Source organism: Burkholderia sp. Ac-20365 (assembly GCF_017104715.1).
In the GTDB taxonomy this organism is placed as follows: domain Bacteria; phylum Pseudomonadota; class Gammaproteobacteria; order Burkholderiales; family Burkholderiaceae; genus Paraburkholderia.
Genome location: NZ_JAAGPI010000020.1, coordinates 21,288 through 36,417 on the forward strand (window position 1 = coordinate 21,288; position 15,130 = coordinate 36,417).

Below are 15,130 nucleotides of genomic sequence, written 5' to 3' on the forward strand. Positions count from 1 at the left end.
GGGGACGGATCGACACGGCCGGGCTTGCGGCGCGGTTTGGGCGTTGTTTGAGCAGAGATTGATGCAGGTCGCGCACAAGTCACGCGGATTGTCGCCCGGCCGCGAAGGCAGTCTGGTGGCAACCGGCGCGCGCCGCTGTTCTTCCATTGCCGCGAGCGCGCCGCCGGACAGGGTTACAATTACGGTTTTCGGTTATCCGGCATCCCCGGCTCGCATCTGCGACGCGGCGGGTGCTTTGCGACAGTCCGCCTGTGCCGCTTGCTTCTGACACGTGCATGGCGCCAGCGGACTTGCGGGCCGCGGCCAGTCTCGCGCCGCGCCATATGCAGCCCGGTAGCCCGCGCTCCGTGCGCCGAAGCCTGTCACCACCTGATTTGTAGAGAACCTCATGAGCCTCAAATGCGGCATCGTCGGCCTGCCTAACGTCGGCAAGTCCACCCTGTTCAACGCGCTGACCAAGGCGGGCATCGCCGCCGAAAATTATCCGTTCTGCACGATCGAGCCGAACGTCGGCGTGGTCGAAGTGCCGGATGCACGTCTGACGGCGCTCGCCGGAATCGTCAAGCCGGAGCGCATCGTGCCCGCCGTCGTCGAATTCGTCGATATCGCGGGTCTGGTCGCCGGCGCGAGCAAGGGCGAAGGTCTCGGCAACCAGTTCCTCGCGAACATCCGCGAAACGGATGCGATCACGCACGTCGTGCGCTGCTTCGAGGACGAGAACGTGATTCACGTCGCGGGCAAGGTCGATCCGGTGTCGGACATCGAGGTGATCAACACGGAACTGGCGCTCGCCGATCTCGCGACGGTCGAAAAGGCGCTCACGCGCTATGCGAAAGCCGCGAAGTCGGGCAACGACAAGGAAGCGGTCAAGCTTGCAGCCGTGCTGGAAAAGGTTCGCGTGCAGCTGGATCAGGCCAAGCCGGTTCGCGGTCTGGGTCTGACGGAAGAAGAAGCGCTGCTGATCAAGCCGTTCTGCCTGATCACGGCCAAACCGGCCATGTACGTGGCGAACGTCAAGGAAGACGGCTTCGAGAACAACCCGCACCTCGACGCGGTGCGCAAGTACGCTGAATCGGAAAATGCGCCGGTAGTCGCCGTGTGCGCAGCAATCGAAGCAGAAATCGCCGATCTCGCCGATGAAGACAAGGAAGTGTTCCTCGCCGACATGGGCATGGACGAGCCAGGCCTGAACCGCGTGATCCGCGCGGGCTTCAAGCTGCTCGGTCTGCAGACGTATTTCACGGCAGGCGTGAAGGAAGTGCGTGCATGGACGATTCATATCGGCGATACGGCGCCGCAGGCAGCGGGCGCGATCCACACGGACTTCGAACGCGGCTTCATTCGTGCGCAGACGATCGGTTTCGACGATTACATCGCGTTCAAGGGTGAACAAGGCGCGAAGGAAGCCGGCAAGATGCGCGCGGAAGGCAAGGAGTACATCGTGCACGATGGCGACGTGATGAACTTTTTGTTCAACGTCTGACGCGAAGGTTTGGTTTTGTAGGGGCATCCGCGGTTTGCTCTTTCGCTGGCATTCGCGTGATGTTTTGCCTGGTTCAGGCGTTGCCCCTGTGCGGGGCGGCACTTACTTTCTTTGCCGCGGCAAAGAAAGTAAGCAAAGAAAGCCGCTCACACCGCAAGCTCTTGACCTTTACCCACGGGCCCCCAACCGCCCCGTCCCGTCCACGGCATCGATCCTCTCGATGCCCGCTGCCAGCGCTTCGAACTGACTCATCACCCGCTTCACTCCCCCGCGTCGCCACTCGCGCGATCAGATTTCCCACGTTCTATAGCGGCAAACTCTGTGTAGGCTGTCGCGGCTTACGCGCATCACTTCGAACTGGAATGCTGACGTGGTCACGGAGCACGATCGGTGTCGTAGGAGCGCTACCGCGTGAGGCACTACGACCTACACACAGTTTGCCACCTGGGCGGCATAAACCATTCGCTATCAATGGATGCGCTACGGGTGCTTGAAGTGGGTGAGGCGCACGGCCGAAGCGCGGGCAACGGGCGGCGACTGAGAAGTTGCCGAGTGAAGGATAAGAACCTGTGGGGGCCCTCAGGCAAAAACTAGAATTTGCGGTGTGAGCCGCTTTCTTTGCTTACTTTCTTTGCGGCGGCAAAGAAAGTAAGTGCCGCCCCGCACAGGGGCAACGCTAGCAAACCGGAAGCGAAACGCGGATGCCAGCGAAGCAAATGCAAAAGCAAAAGCAAAACCAAAAGCGAAACCAAAACCAAACCACTAGTTGCCCCCACATCCATCTTCATCCGGGTAATCGCCCTTTTTCCAGATACCCTCCAGATGTTAAATTGCCCGTTTGGCACAAACTTACACAAAGAAAACTCGCCGACGCTTTCCTGTCATCGATCACAACTAGAATCGCGCGACCATTAATCGCGCATTCCTCAAAGAGGAGACTCTCGATGCATTGCAAGCCGCTGTTCCGTTCGCTGTCCGTCGCTGCCGTTCTGGCCTTCGGCGTCCATCAAAGCGCGCACGCCGCCACTGAAATCCAGTTCTGGCACGCGATGGAAGCCGCCCTCGGCGAACGCCTGAACACAATCGCCAACGACTTCAACGCATCGCAGAGCGACTACAAGATCGTCCCCGTCTTCAAAGGCACCTACGACCAGACGCTCGCAGCCGGCATCGCCGCATACCGCAGCGGCAACGCGCCTGCCATCCTGCAGGTCTACGAAGTCGGCACGGCAACGATGATGCGGGCGAAGAAAGCCGTGATCCCCGTCTCCGACGTGTTCAAGCAAGCCGGCATGACGCTCGATGAAAAGGCCTTCGTGCCGACCATCGCCAGTTATTACAGCGACTCGAAGACGGGCCATCTGATCTCGATGCCGTTCAACAGCTCGACGCCTGTCCTCTACTACAACAAGGAAGCCTTCAAGAAAGCCGGCCTCGATCCGAACTCGCCTCCCAAAACGTGGGCCGAGCTCGAGCAGGACGCACAGAAGCTGAAGGCAGCGGGCATGTCGTGCGGCTACTCGTCGGGCTGGCAAAGCTGGATTCAGCTCGAGAACTACAGCGCGTGGCACGGCGCGCCGTTCGCGACGAAGAACAACGGTTTCGACGGCGCCGACGCACAACTCGAATTCAACAAGCCGCTGCAGATCGCGCACATCACGTTCCTGCAGAAGATGGCGAAGGAAGGCACCTTCACCTATGCGGGCCGCAAGGACGAACCGGTGTCGAAGTTCTATAGCGGCGACTGCGGGATCATTACGAACTCGTCCGGATCGCTCGCGACCATCCGCAAGTATGCGAAGTTCGACTTCGGCACGGGCATGATGCCGTACGACGCAAACGTCAAGGGCGCGCCGCAGAACGCGATCATCGGTGGCGCGAGCCTGTGGGTACTGTCAGGGAAGGACCCGGCCGTTTATAAGGGTGTCGCGAAGTTCCTCGCGTATCTCAGCTCGGCGCCCGTCGCCGCTAAGTGGCATCAGGACACCGGCTATCTGCCCGTTACCACGGCTGCTTACCAGTTGACGCAGCAGCAAGGCTTCTACGAGAAGAACCCCGGCAGCGACACGGCTATCAAGCAGATGCTCAACAAACCGCCTCTTCCGTATACGAAGGGCCTGCGTCTGGGCAACATGCCGCAGATCCGCACGATCATCGATGAAGAACTCGAACAGGTCTGGGCCGAGAAGAAGACACCGAAGGATGCGCTCGATTCGTCGGTGACGCGTGGCGACGAACTGCTGCGCCGCTTCGAGAAAGCCGGTAGCTGATCCACAGGACAGGCGCGCTTTTCACGTCCAGGCGTAAAGCGCGCCCCGCTCCGCTCACTGTTGGTAAGGACGTCGATGGACAAGCGTTCCCGCTTCGGCACCAGCCTCCTGCCGTATCTGCTCGTCGCGCCTCAGCTCGCGATCACGCTGCTGTTCTTTCTGCTGCCCGCGGGCGAAGCCCTCTGGCAATCGACGCAGACACAGGACGCGTTCGGCACGTCGAGCGAATTCGTCGGTCTCGGCAACTTCAAGCAGCTATTCGGCGATCCGCTGTATCTCGCATCGTTCGAAACGACGTTGCTCTTTTGCGCGCTCGTCACCGTGTCGGGCCTCGTGATCTCGCTGCTGTTCGCGGCCTGCGCGGACCGCGTGACGCGTGGCGCAAAGGCATATCAGACGCTGTTGATCTGGCCGTACGCCGTCGCGCCCGCCATCGCTGCCGTGCTGTGGTCGTTCCTCTTCAACCCTAGCATTGGTCTGGTGACCTATTCGCTCGGCAAAGCGGGAATCGTCTGGAATCACGCGCTCAATCCGGGACAGGCGATGTTTCTCGTCGTGCTCGCGTCCGTCTGGAAGCAGGTCAGCTACAACTTTCTGTTCTTCTACGCGGGCTTGCAGGCCATTCCGCGCTCGCTGATCGAAGCGGCCGCGATCGACGGCGCCGGTCCCGTACGCCGCTTCTTCGGCATCGCGCTGCCGCTGCTGTCGCCGACCACGTTCTTTCTGCTCGTCGTCAATCTCGTCTACGCGTTCTTCGATACCTTCCCGATCATCGACGCCGCGACAGGCGGCGGCCCCGGCCAGTCGACGCGCACGCTGATCTACAAGATCTTCGCCGAAGGCTTCCAGGGACTCGATATTGGCAGTTCGGGCGCGCAGTCGGTGGTGCTGATGCTGATCGTCGTCGGGTTGACGGTCGTTCAGTTCCGTTTCATCGAGCGGAGGGTTCAATACTCATGATCGAGAATCGCCGCGGCTTCGATATTTTCTGTCACGTCGTGTTGATTGTCGGCGTGCTGCTGGTCGTGTTTCCCGTCTACGTCGCGTTTTGCGCGGCGACGATGAACGAGCATGAAGTTTTCAACGTGCCGCTGTCGCTCGTGCCGAGCACGCATCTGTTCGAGAACATCGCCAACATCTGGACGCACGGCACGGGCAACGCCGCCAGCCCGTTCGGCACGATGCTGATCAACAGCCTCGTGATGGCGCTGGTGATCGCAATCGGCAAGATTGCCGTGTCGATCATCTCGGCCTTCGCGATCGTGTTCTTCCGCTTTCCGGGCCGCAACGTCGCGTTCTGGCTGATCTTCATCACGCTGATGCTGCCTGTCGAAGTGCGCATCTTTCCGACTGTGCAGGTCGTGTCGTCGATGCATCTGAGCAACACGTATGCGGGGCTCACGTTGCCGCTGATCGCGTCCGCGACTGCGACATTCCTGTTCCGCCAGTTCTTCCTCACGCTGCCTGACGAACTGATGGAAGCGGCGCGCATCGACGGCGCGGGGCCGCTGCGTTTTTTCTGGGATGTCGTGCTGCCGCTATCGAAGACGAATCTTGCGGCGCTGTTCGTGATTACGTTTATCTACGGCTGGAATCAGTATCTGTGGCCGATCCTGATCACGAACGAGCAGTCGCTGACGACGGCCGTGGTCGGCATCAAGAGCATGATCGCTTCGGGCGACACCGCCACCGAATGGCATCTCGTGATGGCGGCGACGCTGCTGGCGATGCTGCCGCCGCTCGTCGTCGTGCTGGCGATGCAGCGCTGGTTCGTGCGCGGTCTGGTGGATGCTGAAAAATAAGGATAAAGAGTCATGTCTGCACTGACCCTCAAGGGTGTGAAGAAATCGTACGACGGCAAGCAGAACGTCTTGCACGGCATCAACGCGGACGTCGTGGATGGCGAATTCGTCGTGATGGTCGGGCCGTCGGGCTGCGGCAAGTCGACGTTGCTGCGGATGGTTGCGGGACTGGAAGCGATCACGGAAGGCGAGATTGCGATCGATGGCAAGGTGGTGAACAACCTGGAGCCGAAGGATCGCAACATCGCGATGGTGTTCCAGAACTACGCGCTGTATCCGCACATGACGGTTGCGGAAAACATGGGTTACGCGTTGAAGATCGCGGGCCTGCCGAAATCGAAGATCGAATCGCGCGTGCTGACGGCGGCGAAGATTCTCGAACTGGAGCCGTTGCTGTCGAGAAAGCCGCGCGAGCTATCGGGTGGCCAGCGACAGCGCGTCGCGATGGGCCGCGCGATCGTGCGTGAGCCGGCTGTGTTTCTGTTCGACGAGCCGCTGTCGAATCTCGATGCGCGATTGCGGGTGCAGATGCGGCTGGAAATCCAGCGGCTGCATGGGCGGCTCAAGACGACGAGTCTTTACGTGACGCACGATCAGATCGAAGCGATGACGCTGGCGCAACGCGTGATCGTGATGAATCGCGGGCACGCGGAGCAGATCGGGCCGCCCACCGAGGTTTATGAGCGTCCGGCGACGACATTTGTGGCGGGATTTATCGGCTCGCCGGGGATGAATCTGCTGAGCGGCTGGGTGACTGAGGATGGTGCTTTTTTTGAAGTCGCCGGAGAGGGGCCGAAGTTGCCGCTAGCGGGTGTGGCTGCTGTCGGCCGCGAAGTGGCGGCTGGGCGTGCGTGTGTGCTTGGAATTCGGCCCGAGCATGTGACGCCCTCTTCTGATGCGGGTGTGGCGACGGCCACGCTTGCCGTCGATTCCTGCGAATTACTCGGTGCGGATAATCTCGCGCATGGGCGCTGGGGTCGACATGATGTCACTGTGAGGTTGCCGCATGGGTATCGGCCGCTGGCCGGCGATCGGATCGAGGTTGCATTGCCTGCGCAGCATTTGCATTTTTTTGACGAGGAAGATGGTCGGAGATTGAACTGAGCGTTTGGTTTTTGTCTGCGACGCTGGGTTGGTTTTTTGGGCTTTTCGCTAGCATCCGCGCTTTGCCTTCGTGCTTCATGCGTTGCCCCTGTGCGGGGCGGCATTTGCTTTGGTTTGTCTTGCGACGCTGGTTTGGTTTTTTGGGCTTTTCGCTGGCATCCGCGCTTTGCCTTCGTGCTTCATGCGTTGCCCCTGTGCGGGGCGGCACTTACTTTCTTTGCCGCCGCAAAGAAAGTAAGCAAAGAAAGCGGGCTAACACCGCCCGTTCTTGACCTCCGCCTGAGGGCCCCCAACGGGTCCTCTCCTTCACACGGCAACTTCTCAGTCCTCTCCCATTGCCAGCGCCCTTAATGGGCGCCTCACCCACTTCAAACACCCGTACAACTGCCAGCGGCAGCGAACGGTCACTGCCGCCCAGGTGGCAAACTGTGTGTCGGTCGTAGTCCTTCACCACGTCAGCGCTCCTACGACACCGATCCCGCTTTTCAGTCCGGAGTGAAGCGCATAAGCCGCAAAAGCCTACACACAGTTTGCCGCTTTAGAACGCGAGCGATTTGATCGCGCATGCGTCAACGCGGGAGCGTGAAGCGGGTGATGCGCCTGGCAAGAGAGTTGGCAGCGGGCATCGAGAAGAGCGCTGCCGCGAACAGGACGGGGCCGTTGGGGGCCCGTGGGCAGGAAGAAGAGTTGGCGGTGTTCAGCGGCTTTCTTTTGCCTACTTTTCTTTGCCGCGGCAAAGAAAAGTAGGTGCCGCCCCGCACAGGGGCGACGCTTGAAGCAGGCAAGACAAAACGCGGATGCCAGCGAAAACAAAAACCACACCACCCCAGCACCACAAGACAAACCAAAGCGACCAAAAGCCCGCGGAACACCAAACAAAAAGCGTCGCAGACACAAGAAGTACAATAGCGTTTCTCGCCCGCGGCGCGCGCCAACAAGTAACCCGCAGCGCCCGGCAACCGCTCAGCAACACACCAAACCCAAACCCATTCACCCGAAGCCGATCGCCATCACGCGGTCCGCGACGAAAACCAAAGCGCAAGCAAATGGCCCAATACGTCTTCACCATGAACCGGGTCGGCAAGATCGTGCCGCCCAAGCGTCAAATCCTGAAAGACATCTCGCTGTCGTTCTTCCCCGGCGCCAAAATCGGCCTGCTCGGCCTGAACGGCTCGGGCAAGTCCACGCTGATCCGCATCATGGCCGGCGTCGACAAGGACATCGAAGGCGAAGCCACGCCGATGCCGAACCTCAACATCGGCTATCTGCCGCAGGAACCGCAGCTCGATCCGCAAAAGACCGTGCGCGAAGCCGTCGAAGAAGGTCTCGGCGACGTGTTCCAGGCGCAAAAGAAGCTCGATGAAATCTACGCCGCCTACGCCGAGCCGGACGCCGACTTCGACGCGCTGGCCGCCGAACAGGCCAAGTACGAAGCCATTCTCGCCACCAGCGATGGCGGCAGCCCCGAGCAGCAGCTCGAAGTCGCCGCCGACGCGCTGCGCCTGCCGCCGTGGGACGCGAAGATCGAACACCTGTCGGGCGGTGAAAAGCGCCGCGTCGCACTGTGCAAGCTGCTGCTCCAGAAACCCGACATGCTGCTGCTCGACGAACCGACCAACCACCTCGACGCTGAATCCGTCGAATGGCTCGAGCAGTTCCTCACACGCTTCCCCGGCACCGTCGTCGCCGTCACCCACGACCGCTACTTCCTCGACAACGCCGCTGAGTGGATTCTCGAACTCGACCGCGGACACGGTATTCCCTGGAAGGGCAACTACAGCAGCTGGCTCGACCAGAAGGAAGACCGCCTGAAGCAGGAAGAAGCGTCGGAATCCGCGCGTCAGAAGGCGATCAAGAAGGAACTGGAGTGGGTGCGCCAGAATCCGAAGGGCCGTCAGGCTAAGTCGAAGGCGCGTATCGCCCGCTTCGAGGAACTGAACAGCCAGGAATACCAGAAGCGCAACGAAACGCAGGAAATCTTCATCCCCGTCGGCGACCGCCTCGGCAATGAAGTGATCGAGTTCAAGAACGTCAGCAAGTCGTATGGCGACCGTCTGCTGATCGACGATCTGAGCTTCAAGATTCCGGCAGGCGCGATCGTCGGCATCATCGGGCCGAACGGCGCCGGTAAGTCGACGCTGTTCCGCATGCTGACGGGCAAGGAGCAGCCGGATTCGGGAGAAATCGTGCAAGGCCCGACCGTCAAGCTCGCGTATGTCGACCAGAGCCGCGACGCGCTCGAAGGCGACAAGACCGTGTTCGAGGCGATCTCCGGCGGTGCGGACGTGCTAACGGTCGGCAAGTACGAAACGCCGTCGCGCGCATACATCGGCCGCTTCAATTTCAAGGGCGGCGACCAGCAGAAGATCGTCGGCAATCTGTCGGGCGGTGAACGCGGCCGTCTGCATCTGGCCAAGACGCTGATCGCCGGCGGCAACATGCTGCTGCTCGACGAACCGTCGAACGACCTCGACGTCGAAACGCTGCGCGCACTCGAAGACGCACTGCTCGAATTCGCCGGCTCGGTGATGGTGATCTCGCACGATCGCTGGTTCCTCGACCGTATCGCGACGCACATCCTCGCGTTCGAAGGCGATTCGCAAGTGACGTTCTTCAACGGCAACTACCAGGAATACGAAGCGGACAAGCGCGCGCGTCTGGGCGAAGAAGCAGCCCGTCCGAAGCGTCTGCGTTACAAGCCGATCAGCCGTTAAATCTCCGTTGTACTGCCGTCCGAATCAGGGCCGCCTCGTGCGGCCGGATGCGGACGGCATAAGAGTTGCTCCCCTCCGTCGCAAGGCTCGCTTGCGTTTCCCCGCAGTTTCCAGCCTCAGGCGCTTGCTGCCTGCGCTGCGCATTTGGTGCATCCCGTGCATCATGCGTGGCAATCCGCAATTCACAAACCGAACCACGGCCATTGCACGGACGAGGAGGTCGCATGGCGATGTCGATGGGCAAGCGCGTCATGTTGACGGTCGCGGGCGCGATCGTGCTGCTCGTCGTGATTGCGATCGGCGGATTGTATTTCGTGCAACACGAAGTGAAAGAGCGCATCGTCGTCGCGCTCGCGCCGCTTGGCACGGCGGAGAGCATCGACGTCGGCTTTTCGGCGATCACGCTGCGCCGCGTTCGGCTCACGGCGCCCAAAGACTGGCCGACACCCGACGCCCTCACCGCCGACGAAATCACCATCACGCCCGACATCCGCGATCTGCTGGCGCAACGCGTGCATCTGCAGAGCGTCGTGATTCGCGGCTTCGATCTCGCGCTGGTGCGAACCGCGAGCGGCCGCCTGGAAATTCTGCCGAAGCTGCGTCAATCGATGAGCAAGCCTGGCCAGCCCGCGAGCGACGCGAGCAGCGCAACGTCGGACCGGCCGCCCCTGCCCGCCGAAAAGCTCATCGACCACGTCGCGTTCGCGGACGGCCAGTTCGTCTTCTACGACGAAATGGTCCGCAAGCCGGCTTACAAGGTGATCGTCAGCAACGCGAGCGCGAGCGTCGACCACATCCATCTGCCCGATCTAACCGAGCCGACCAGCCTGTCCATGCGCGGTTCGATCAAGGGGCCGGCGCACACAGGCACCGTGACTTTCGACGGCTGGATGAAAATCGCCAGCAAGGATTCGCAGACGACCACGACACTGCGCGGCATCGACGTCCTGACGCTCGATCCGTATCTGCTGAAAAAGGCTGGCGCCAAAGCGCAGGTGACGGGCGGCACGCTCGATCTCAACCTGCAGTCGACGGTGACGAACTATCACATTCACGCGCCAGGCACGGTCACGCTGCATCATCTGCAACTGGCCGAAACGGACGATCCGCTCGATACGTTCATGCAGATTCCCACGCGCGCCGCCGTTGCTGCGCTGAAGAAACATGGCGACGACATCACGCTGCACTTCGTGATCGACGGGAATCTGCGCGATCCGAAGTTCAAGCTGAATGAAAGCGTGATGACGGAATTGCGCGCGAACTTCGCGAAGGCGCTGGGTGTCAGCGCCGAAGGCGTCGCGAAGGGAGCGGGGGAAACGGTGAAGGGGCTGGGGAACGCGCTAAAAAACCTGCTGGGCCAATAGCGCGCTTAGACAGGCAAGCCCAGTTCGCGGAGTTTCGCTTCCGTCTTCGTCGCATCCGTGTGATGCACGCCATGCCAGCCAAGCTCGGTCGCAGCGGTCGCGTTCTTCAGGTTGTCGTCGATGAAAACGAGTTCGTGCGGCTGGATATCCGGCATTTGCGCGCGGATCCGACCCAGCATTTCCGCGAAGATCGCCGGATCGGGCTTCACCATTTTCACGCGTCCCGACACGACGATATCCCGGAACCGCCGCAGCACGGGATAACGCTCCCACGCATACGGAAACGTCTCGTCCGACCAGTTCGTCAGGCCGAACAGCGGCACTTCCGCCGCTTCCAGTTTCTCGACGGTCGCGACGCCATCGTCGAGCACGCCTGCCACCATCTCATGCCAGCGCTCGTAGAACGCGCGAATCAGCGCTTCGTGCTCGGGAAACTTCTCGACCAGTTCCGCCGTGCCTTCCGCAATCGACTGGCCGCCGTCCTGACGGATCACCCAGTCCATCGTGCAGACGTTCGACAGAAACCACGCGCGCTCGGCTTCATCGGGAATCAGTTCGCGGTACAGATACTGCGGGCTCCAGTCGATCAGCACGCCGCCGAAATCGAAAACGACCGCCTTGATGGTCATGCGAACTCCGTTTGCAGAATGTCGGTGAGTGGACGCACCTTGACGCGCCGGCCCGTCATCGACGAATTCGCCCAGACGAAGTTCTGGTGCTCGACGATCTTGTCGGCGCTGAGGTGCGGCTTGTCTTGCGTGGTATGCAGATCGGCGACGATCGTTGTGCGCAGGCCGAGCAGTTCGGCGCGGCGGGCCGTTGCGTTCACACAGAACTCGGTTGCAAAACCGCATATCAGCACGCTGTCGATGTCCTTTTGACGAAGCTGATCGGCAAGCGGCGTCTCGTGAAACGAATCGCCGACGGTCTTGTAGATCGACGCGTCCGTTTGCTCGCGGACGAGCGCGGCTGGCAATTGCCAGCCATCGCTGCCGCGTGCGAGCGGGCCGTTCGCGTCGCTTTCATGCTGCACGAAGAACACAGGCGCGTTCGCGTTGCGCGCCGCCGCTGTGAGCCGGTTGATGCCGCCAATCACCTCTTCGCCGCGATACGCGGGCGAAGGTCCGCTGAAGAACATCTGCTGAACGTCGATGACGATGACGGCAACACCGGACATGCGAGCCTCGCTATGTGTTGGGGATGGATTCAGCGAATGGAGCGGCGTTGGATGCAGCAACCGCCCGCTTGAAGCGAGTCGTCAGCATAGCTGCAAAGCACGCGCTATGTGTGACGACGGGTGAAACGCGCTGCGCGATTCGCGTCGAAGCGAATCGCGCAGCGGTATGAAGTGCGTCAGACAGGCTGCGTGCGCGTTTCGAGCCACGCCTTCGCGTCGCCCGACACATGCGGCGACACGCGCGTGCGCACCATCTCGTGATACGCGTTGAGCCACGCGCGCTCGTCGTCGCGCAGCAGGTTCAGCGCGACGCAGCGCGTGTCGATCGGGCACAGCGTCAGCGTTTCGAACTCGAGGAAATCACCGAACTCGGTCTTTTCAGCCGAGCGATTCAGCACCAGATTTTCGATGCGAATGCCCCACTTGCCCGGACGATAAATGCCCGGCTCGATCGACGTGATCATGCCCTCTTCCATCGCCGTCCATGCTTCGGCCGGCGCGTAGTGCGAGATCACCTGCGGGCCTTCGTGCACGTTCAGGAAGTAGCCGACACCGTGGCCCGTGCCGTGGCCGTAATCCGCGCCCGCTTCCCAGATGGGTGCGCGCGCAATCGAATCGAGCATCGGCGAACGGATGCCGCGCGGAAACTTCGCGCGCGACAGCGCCATCGTGCCCTTCAGCACAGTCGTGAAATCGCGACGATGCTCGTCGTTGATCGTGCCGATGGGAATGACGCGCGTGATGTCCGTCGTGCCGCTGAGGTACTGGCCGCCGGAATCGATCAGCAGCAGGCCGTTGCCTTCGATGGTCGAATGCGATGCGGGCGTTGCGCGGTAGTGCGGCATCGCGCCGTTCGCGTTGAAACCTGCGATGGTCGCGAAGCTCAGCGTGACGAAGCCCGGCTGGCGCGCACGCGCCGCCGTCAGCTTTTCGTCGATGGTCATCTCGGAGATCTTCTCGCGGCCGAGCGCGCCTTCGAACCACGCGAAGAATTCGGCGAGCGCCGCGCCGTCCTGCTCCATCGTCGCGCGCACGTGTTCCGCTTCGGCTTCCGTCTTGCGCGACTTGAAGAAGGTCGACGGATTGACGGACTCGACGATCGCCACAGCAGCCGGCACCGATTGCAGCAGACCAAACGTGATGCGGCGCGGGTCGATCAGCAGCGTCTGGCCGTGCGGCAACGCGGCGAGTGCGTCAGCTGCTGTTGCATACGGTTCGACGCGAATGCCGTCGCGTGCAAGCGATTCCGCCAGTTCCGCCGGCACCTTGCCGTCGACCACGAACAGCGACGCGCGCTCCAGACCGATCAGCGCATGCGCGACGAACACCGGGTTGTAGTTCACGTCCGCGCCGCGCAGGTTCAGCAGCCAGGCGAGATCGTCGAGTGTCGAAATGAAGTGCCACTGCGCGCCCTTCTCCTGCATCGCGCGGCGGATCTGGTCGAGCTTTTCCGCGCGCGAGACGCTCGCGTGCGGCGCGACGTGCTCGTAGACAGCGGCTGTCGGCAGCGACGGACGCTGCGGCCAGATGGTGTCGAGCAGATCGAGATCGGTGCGCAGGTTGACGCCGCGTGCTTTCAGCGCATCGCCCAGCGCGCGCGCCGCCGCGAGACCGAGCACCGCGCCGTCGACGCCGACCGTCGCGCCCGCCGGCACGTTCTGCGCAAGCCAGTCGATATGCGGCGCCGTCTGCTGACCGCCGAACATTTTCATCAGCTGAATGCCCGTGCCCGCCAGTTGAGCCTCGGCTTGCACCCAGTAGCGGCTGTCGACCCATAGCCCGGCGAAATCAGCCGTCACGACCAGTGTGCCGACCGAGCCGGTGAAGCCCGACAGCCATTCGCGCCCTTGCCAGCGGCCGGGCAGATATTCGGAAAGATGCGGATCCGCCGATGGCACGAGCCAGGCGGCAAGCCCTGCCTGCGTCATGGCGCTGCGCAACTGCGCGATGCGCTCGGGGATCGAGGCGGTTTCGGGGAGTCGTACGTTCATCGGTTTCACCTGCAAGAATTCATCGACGGGAGAACAGGCCGACCGTCACGGCAACTGCAACGAGAGCAATAGCGGTGCAGACGGGCCACTCGAGCGTGTCACCGTCATGGAAGAGTTGAATGACGTTGCCGGCCATGTGCGCGACCACCGCGCCCACTACGCCGATCAGCATCGCCGCCCACAGCGCGACGCGGCTCGCGCGCCGCAACGGATGCAGCCACCAGCTGGCCGCGCCAACCACGGCGCCAAGCGCGATGAGTCCCGGCCAGCCCATCAGCGCGCTCCGTCCATCGAATTAAGACTGTTCTGATAGGCGACTGTTTTATCGATGGCTAGCATTTTTGCTCTTTCACTAGAAGGTCTGCACGGCTTTCTGCGTAGCGGTTGAGTTTAGGGGCCGGGGTTAGGTTAAGCAAGCTGTAAGCCTTCCGTGCCAGATCGCTGCGTCCCATCCCACTTCCATGCGAATCGCCCTTATTGAGCCGGATCTCCGGCACGCGGAAATCGTCGGCCGGCTGATGCTTGCCGGGGGACATGCCTGTCACCATTTTCCCTCCAGCGCGCCCTTTCTCGCGGGCGCCGAAGACGAGTTCTTCGATCTTCTCGTCACCGACTCATTTTGCGGCGACGCCGCCGCGGAAGACGTGATCGCCAGTGTGCGCCGGGTTTTGCCCGGTCTGCCCGTCGTCGCGATGATGACGACACCGCGCGAAAGCGAAGTGGTCGCGATGCTGCAAGCTGGCGCGGACGACTGCCTGTCAAAGCCCGTGCGAGGCCCTGAAATGCTGGCTCGCATCGAAGCGCTGATGCGCCGTGCCGGCATTCGCCGTCCGCGCAACCGCGCTCGCGAAATGTTCGGCGAGTACGCATTCGACGCCGGTCGGTCGATTGTCACATTCCGGGGCCAGAGCATGACGCTGACGCCCAAGGAGTTGCAGTTCGCACTGCTGTTGTTTACCAATATGGGCAGGCCGGTGTCGCGCGCGCACATCCTCGAAACCGTCTGGTCGCGCCGCCGCGACGTAAAGTCGCGCACGCTGGATACCCACGCGTCGCGCATCCGCACCAAGCTCGAATTGCGCCCGGAAACCGGCTACACCCTTACGCCGCTGTACGGCTATGGCTATCGTCTGGACCAGATTCCAGTTGAAAAACCGGATAGCACGGATAAACCCACGCCGACTGAAAGAATCGCGGAAACGCTATAATATTGGGCCTAACCATA

Annotated in this window: 13 protein-coding genes; 8 read left to right on the top strand and 5 right to left on the bottom strand. The window is 61.7% G+C overall.

The features are described from left to right. Positions 1-388 precede the first annotated feature (388 nt). On the top strand, positions 389-1,483 hold the full coding sequence (gene ychF / locus G3O01_RS27065; RefSeq protein WP_205809706.1) for a redox-regulated ATPase YchF: 1,095 nt from the start codon (positions 389-391) through the stop codon (positions 1,481-1,483). Between the two features lie 590 nt (positions 1,484-2,073). On the opposite strand, the gene G3O01_RS27070 is transcribed toward ychF, so the two are convergent. Continuing rightward, the gene (locus G3O01_RS27070) at positions 2,074-2,271 is read right to left on the bottom strand and encodes a hypothetical protein (protein ID WP_205809707.1); all 198 of its coding nucleotides are present in this window, start codon (positions 2,269-2,271) and stop codon (positions 2,074-2,076) included. 156 nt (positions 2,272-2,427) lie between these two features. Between G3O01_RS27070 and ugpB the strand changes: the two genes are divergently transcribed. The 6 genes from ugpB to G3O01_RS27100 all read left to right on the top strand — a co-directional run bounded on the left by ugpB (position 2,428) and on the right by G3O01_RS27100 (position 10,737). Then, positions 2,428-3,753: a sn-glycerol-3-phosphate ABC transporter substrate-binding protein UgpB gene (gene ugpB / locus G3O01_RS27075; protein ID WP_205809708.1), complete on the top strand. Its 1,326-nt coding sequence runs from the start codon at positions 2,428-2,430 to the stop codon at positions 3,751-3,753. Between the two features lie 75 nt (positions 3,754-3,828). Further along, a complete protein-coding gene (gene ugpA / locus G3O01_RS27080; RefSeq protein ID WP_205809709.1) occupies positions 3,829-4,713 on the top strand; it encodes a sn-glycerol-3-phosphate ABC transporter permease UgpA in 885 nt (294 codons plus the stop codon). Next, positions 4,710-5,555, top strand: coding sequence for a sn-glycerol-3-phosphate ABC transporter permease UgpE (gene ugpE / locus G3O01_RS27085; protein ID WP_205809710.1), 846 nt, complete (start codon positions 4,710-4,712; stop codon positions 5,553-5,555). The genes ugpA and ugpE overlap by 4 nt, the downstream gene beginning before the upstream one ends. Positions 5,556-5,567: 12 nt before the next feature. After that, positions 5,568-6,659: a sn-glycerol-3-phosphate import ATP-binding protein UgpC gene (locus G3O01_RS27090; protein WP_205809711.1), complete on the top strand. Its 1,092-nt coding sequence runs from the start codon at positions 5,568-5,570 to the stop codon at positions 6,657-6,659. Positions 6,660-7,705: 1,046 nt separating this feature from the next. Then, positions 7,706-9,373 (top strand): energy-dependent translational throttle protein EttA, encoded by a 1,668-nt coding sequence (gene ettA / locus G3O01_RS27095; protein ID WP_205809712.1) that lies wholly within the window; start codon positions 7,706-7,708, stop codon positions 9,371-9,373. Positions 9,374-9,597: 224 nt separating this feature from the next. Continuing rightward, positions 9,598-10,737 (top strand): DUF748 domain-containing protein, encoded by a 1,140-nt coding sequence (locus G3O01_RS27100; RefSeq protein WP_205809713.1) that lies wholly within the window; start codon positions 9,598-9,600, stop codon positions 10,735-10,737. 5 nt (positions 10,738-10,742) lie between these two features. On the opposite strand, the gene G3O01_RS27105 is transcribed toward G3O01_RS27100, so the two are convergent. The 4 genes from G3O01_RS27105 to G3O01_RS27120 form a co-directional block, all read right to left on the bottom strand. Continuing rightward, complete coding sequence (locus tag G3O01_RS27105; RefSeq protein WP_205809714.1) at positions 10,743-11,366, bottom strand: HAD family phosphatase; 624 nt, start codon at positions 11,364-11,366, stop codon at positions 10,743-10,745. Then, positions 11,363-11,914, bottom strand: coding sequence for a cysteine hydrolase family protein (locus G3O01_RS27110; RefSeq protein WP_205809715.1), 552 nt, complete (start codon positions 11,912-11,914; stop codon positions 11,363-11,365). Before G3O01_RS27110 ends, G3O01_RS27105 begins: the two co-directional genes overlap by 4 nt. Before the next feature lie 176 nt (positions 11,915-12,090). After that, complete coding sequence (locus tag G3O01_RS27115; RefSeq protein ID WP_205809716.1) at positions 12,091-13,905, bottom strand: aminopeptidase P family protein; 1,815 nt, start codon at positions 13,903-13,905, stop codon at positions 12,091-12,093. A gap of 19 nt (positions 13,906-13,924) precedes the next feature. Further along, complete coding sequence (locus tag G3O01_RS27120) at positions 13,925-14,179, bottom strand: hypothetical protein (RefSeq protein ID WP_205809717.1); 255 nt, start codon at positions 14,177-14,179, stop codon at positions 13,925-13,927. Positions 14,180-14,366: 187 nt separating this feature from the next. Between G3O01_RS27120 and G3O01_RS27125 the strand changes: the two genes are divergently transcribed. Beyond that, entirely contained in the window at positions 14,367-15,113 is a 747-nt protein-coding gene (locus G3O01_RS27125) for a response regulator transcription factor (RefSeq protein ID WP_205809718.1), read from the top strand. Positions 15,114-15,130: the final 17 nt, after the last annotated feature.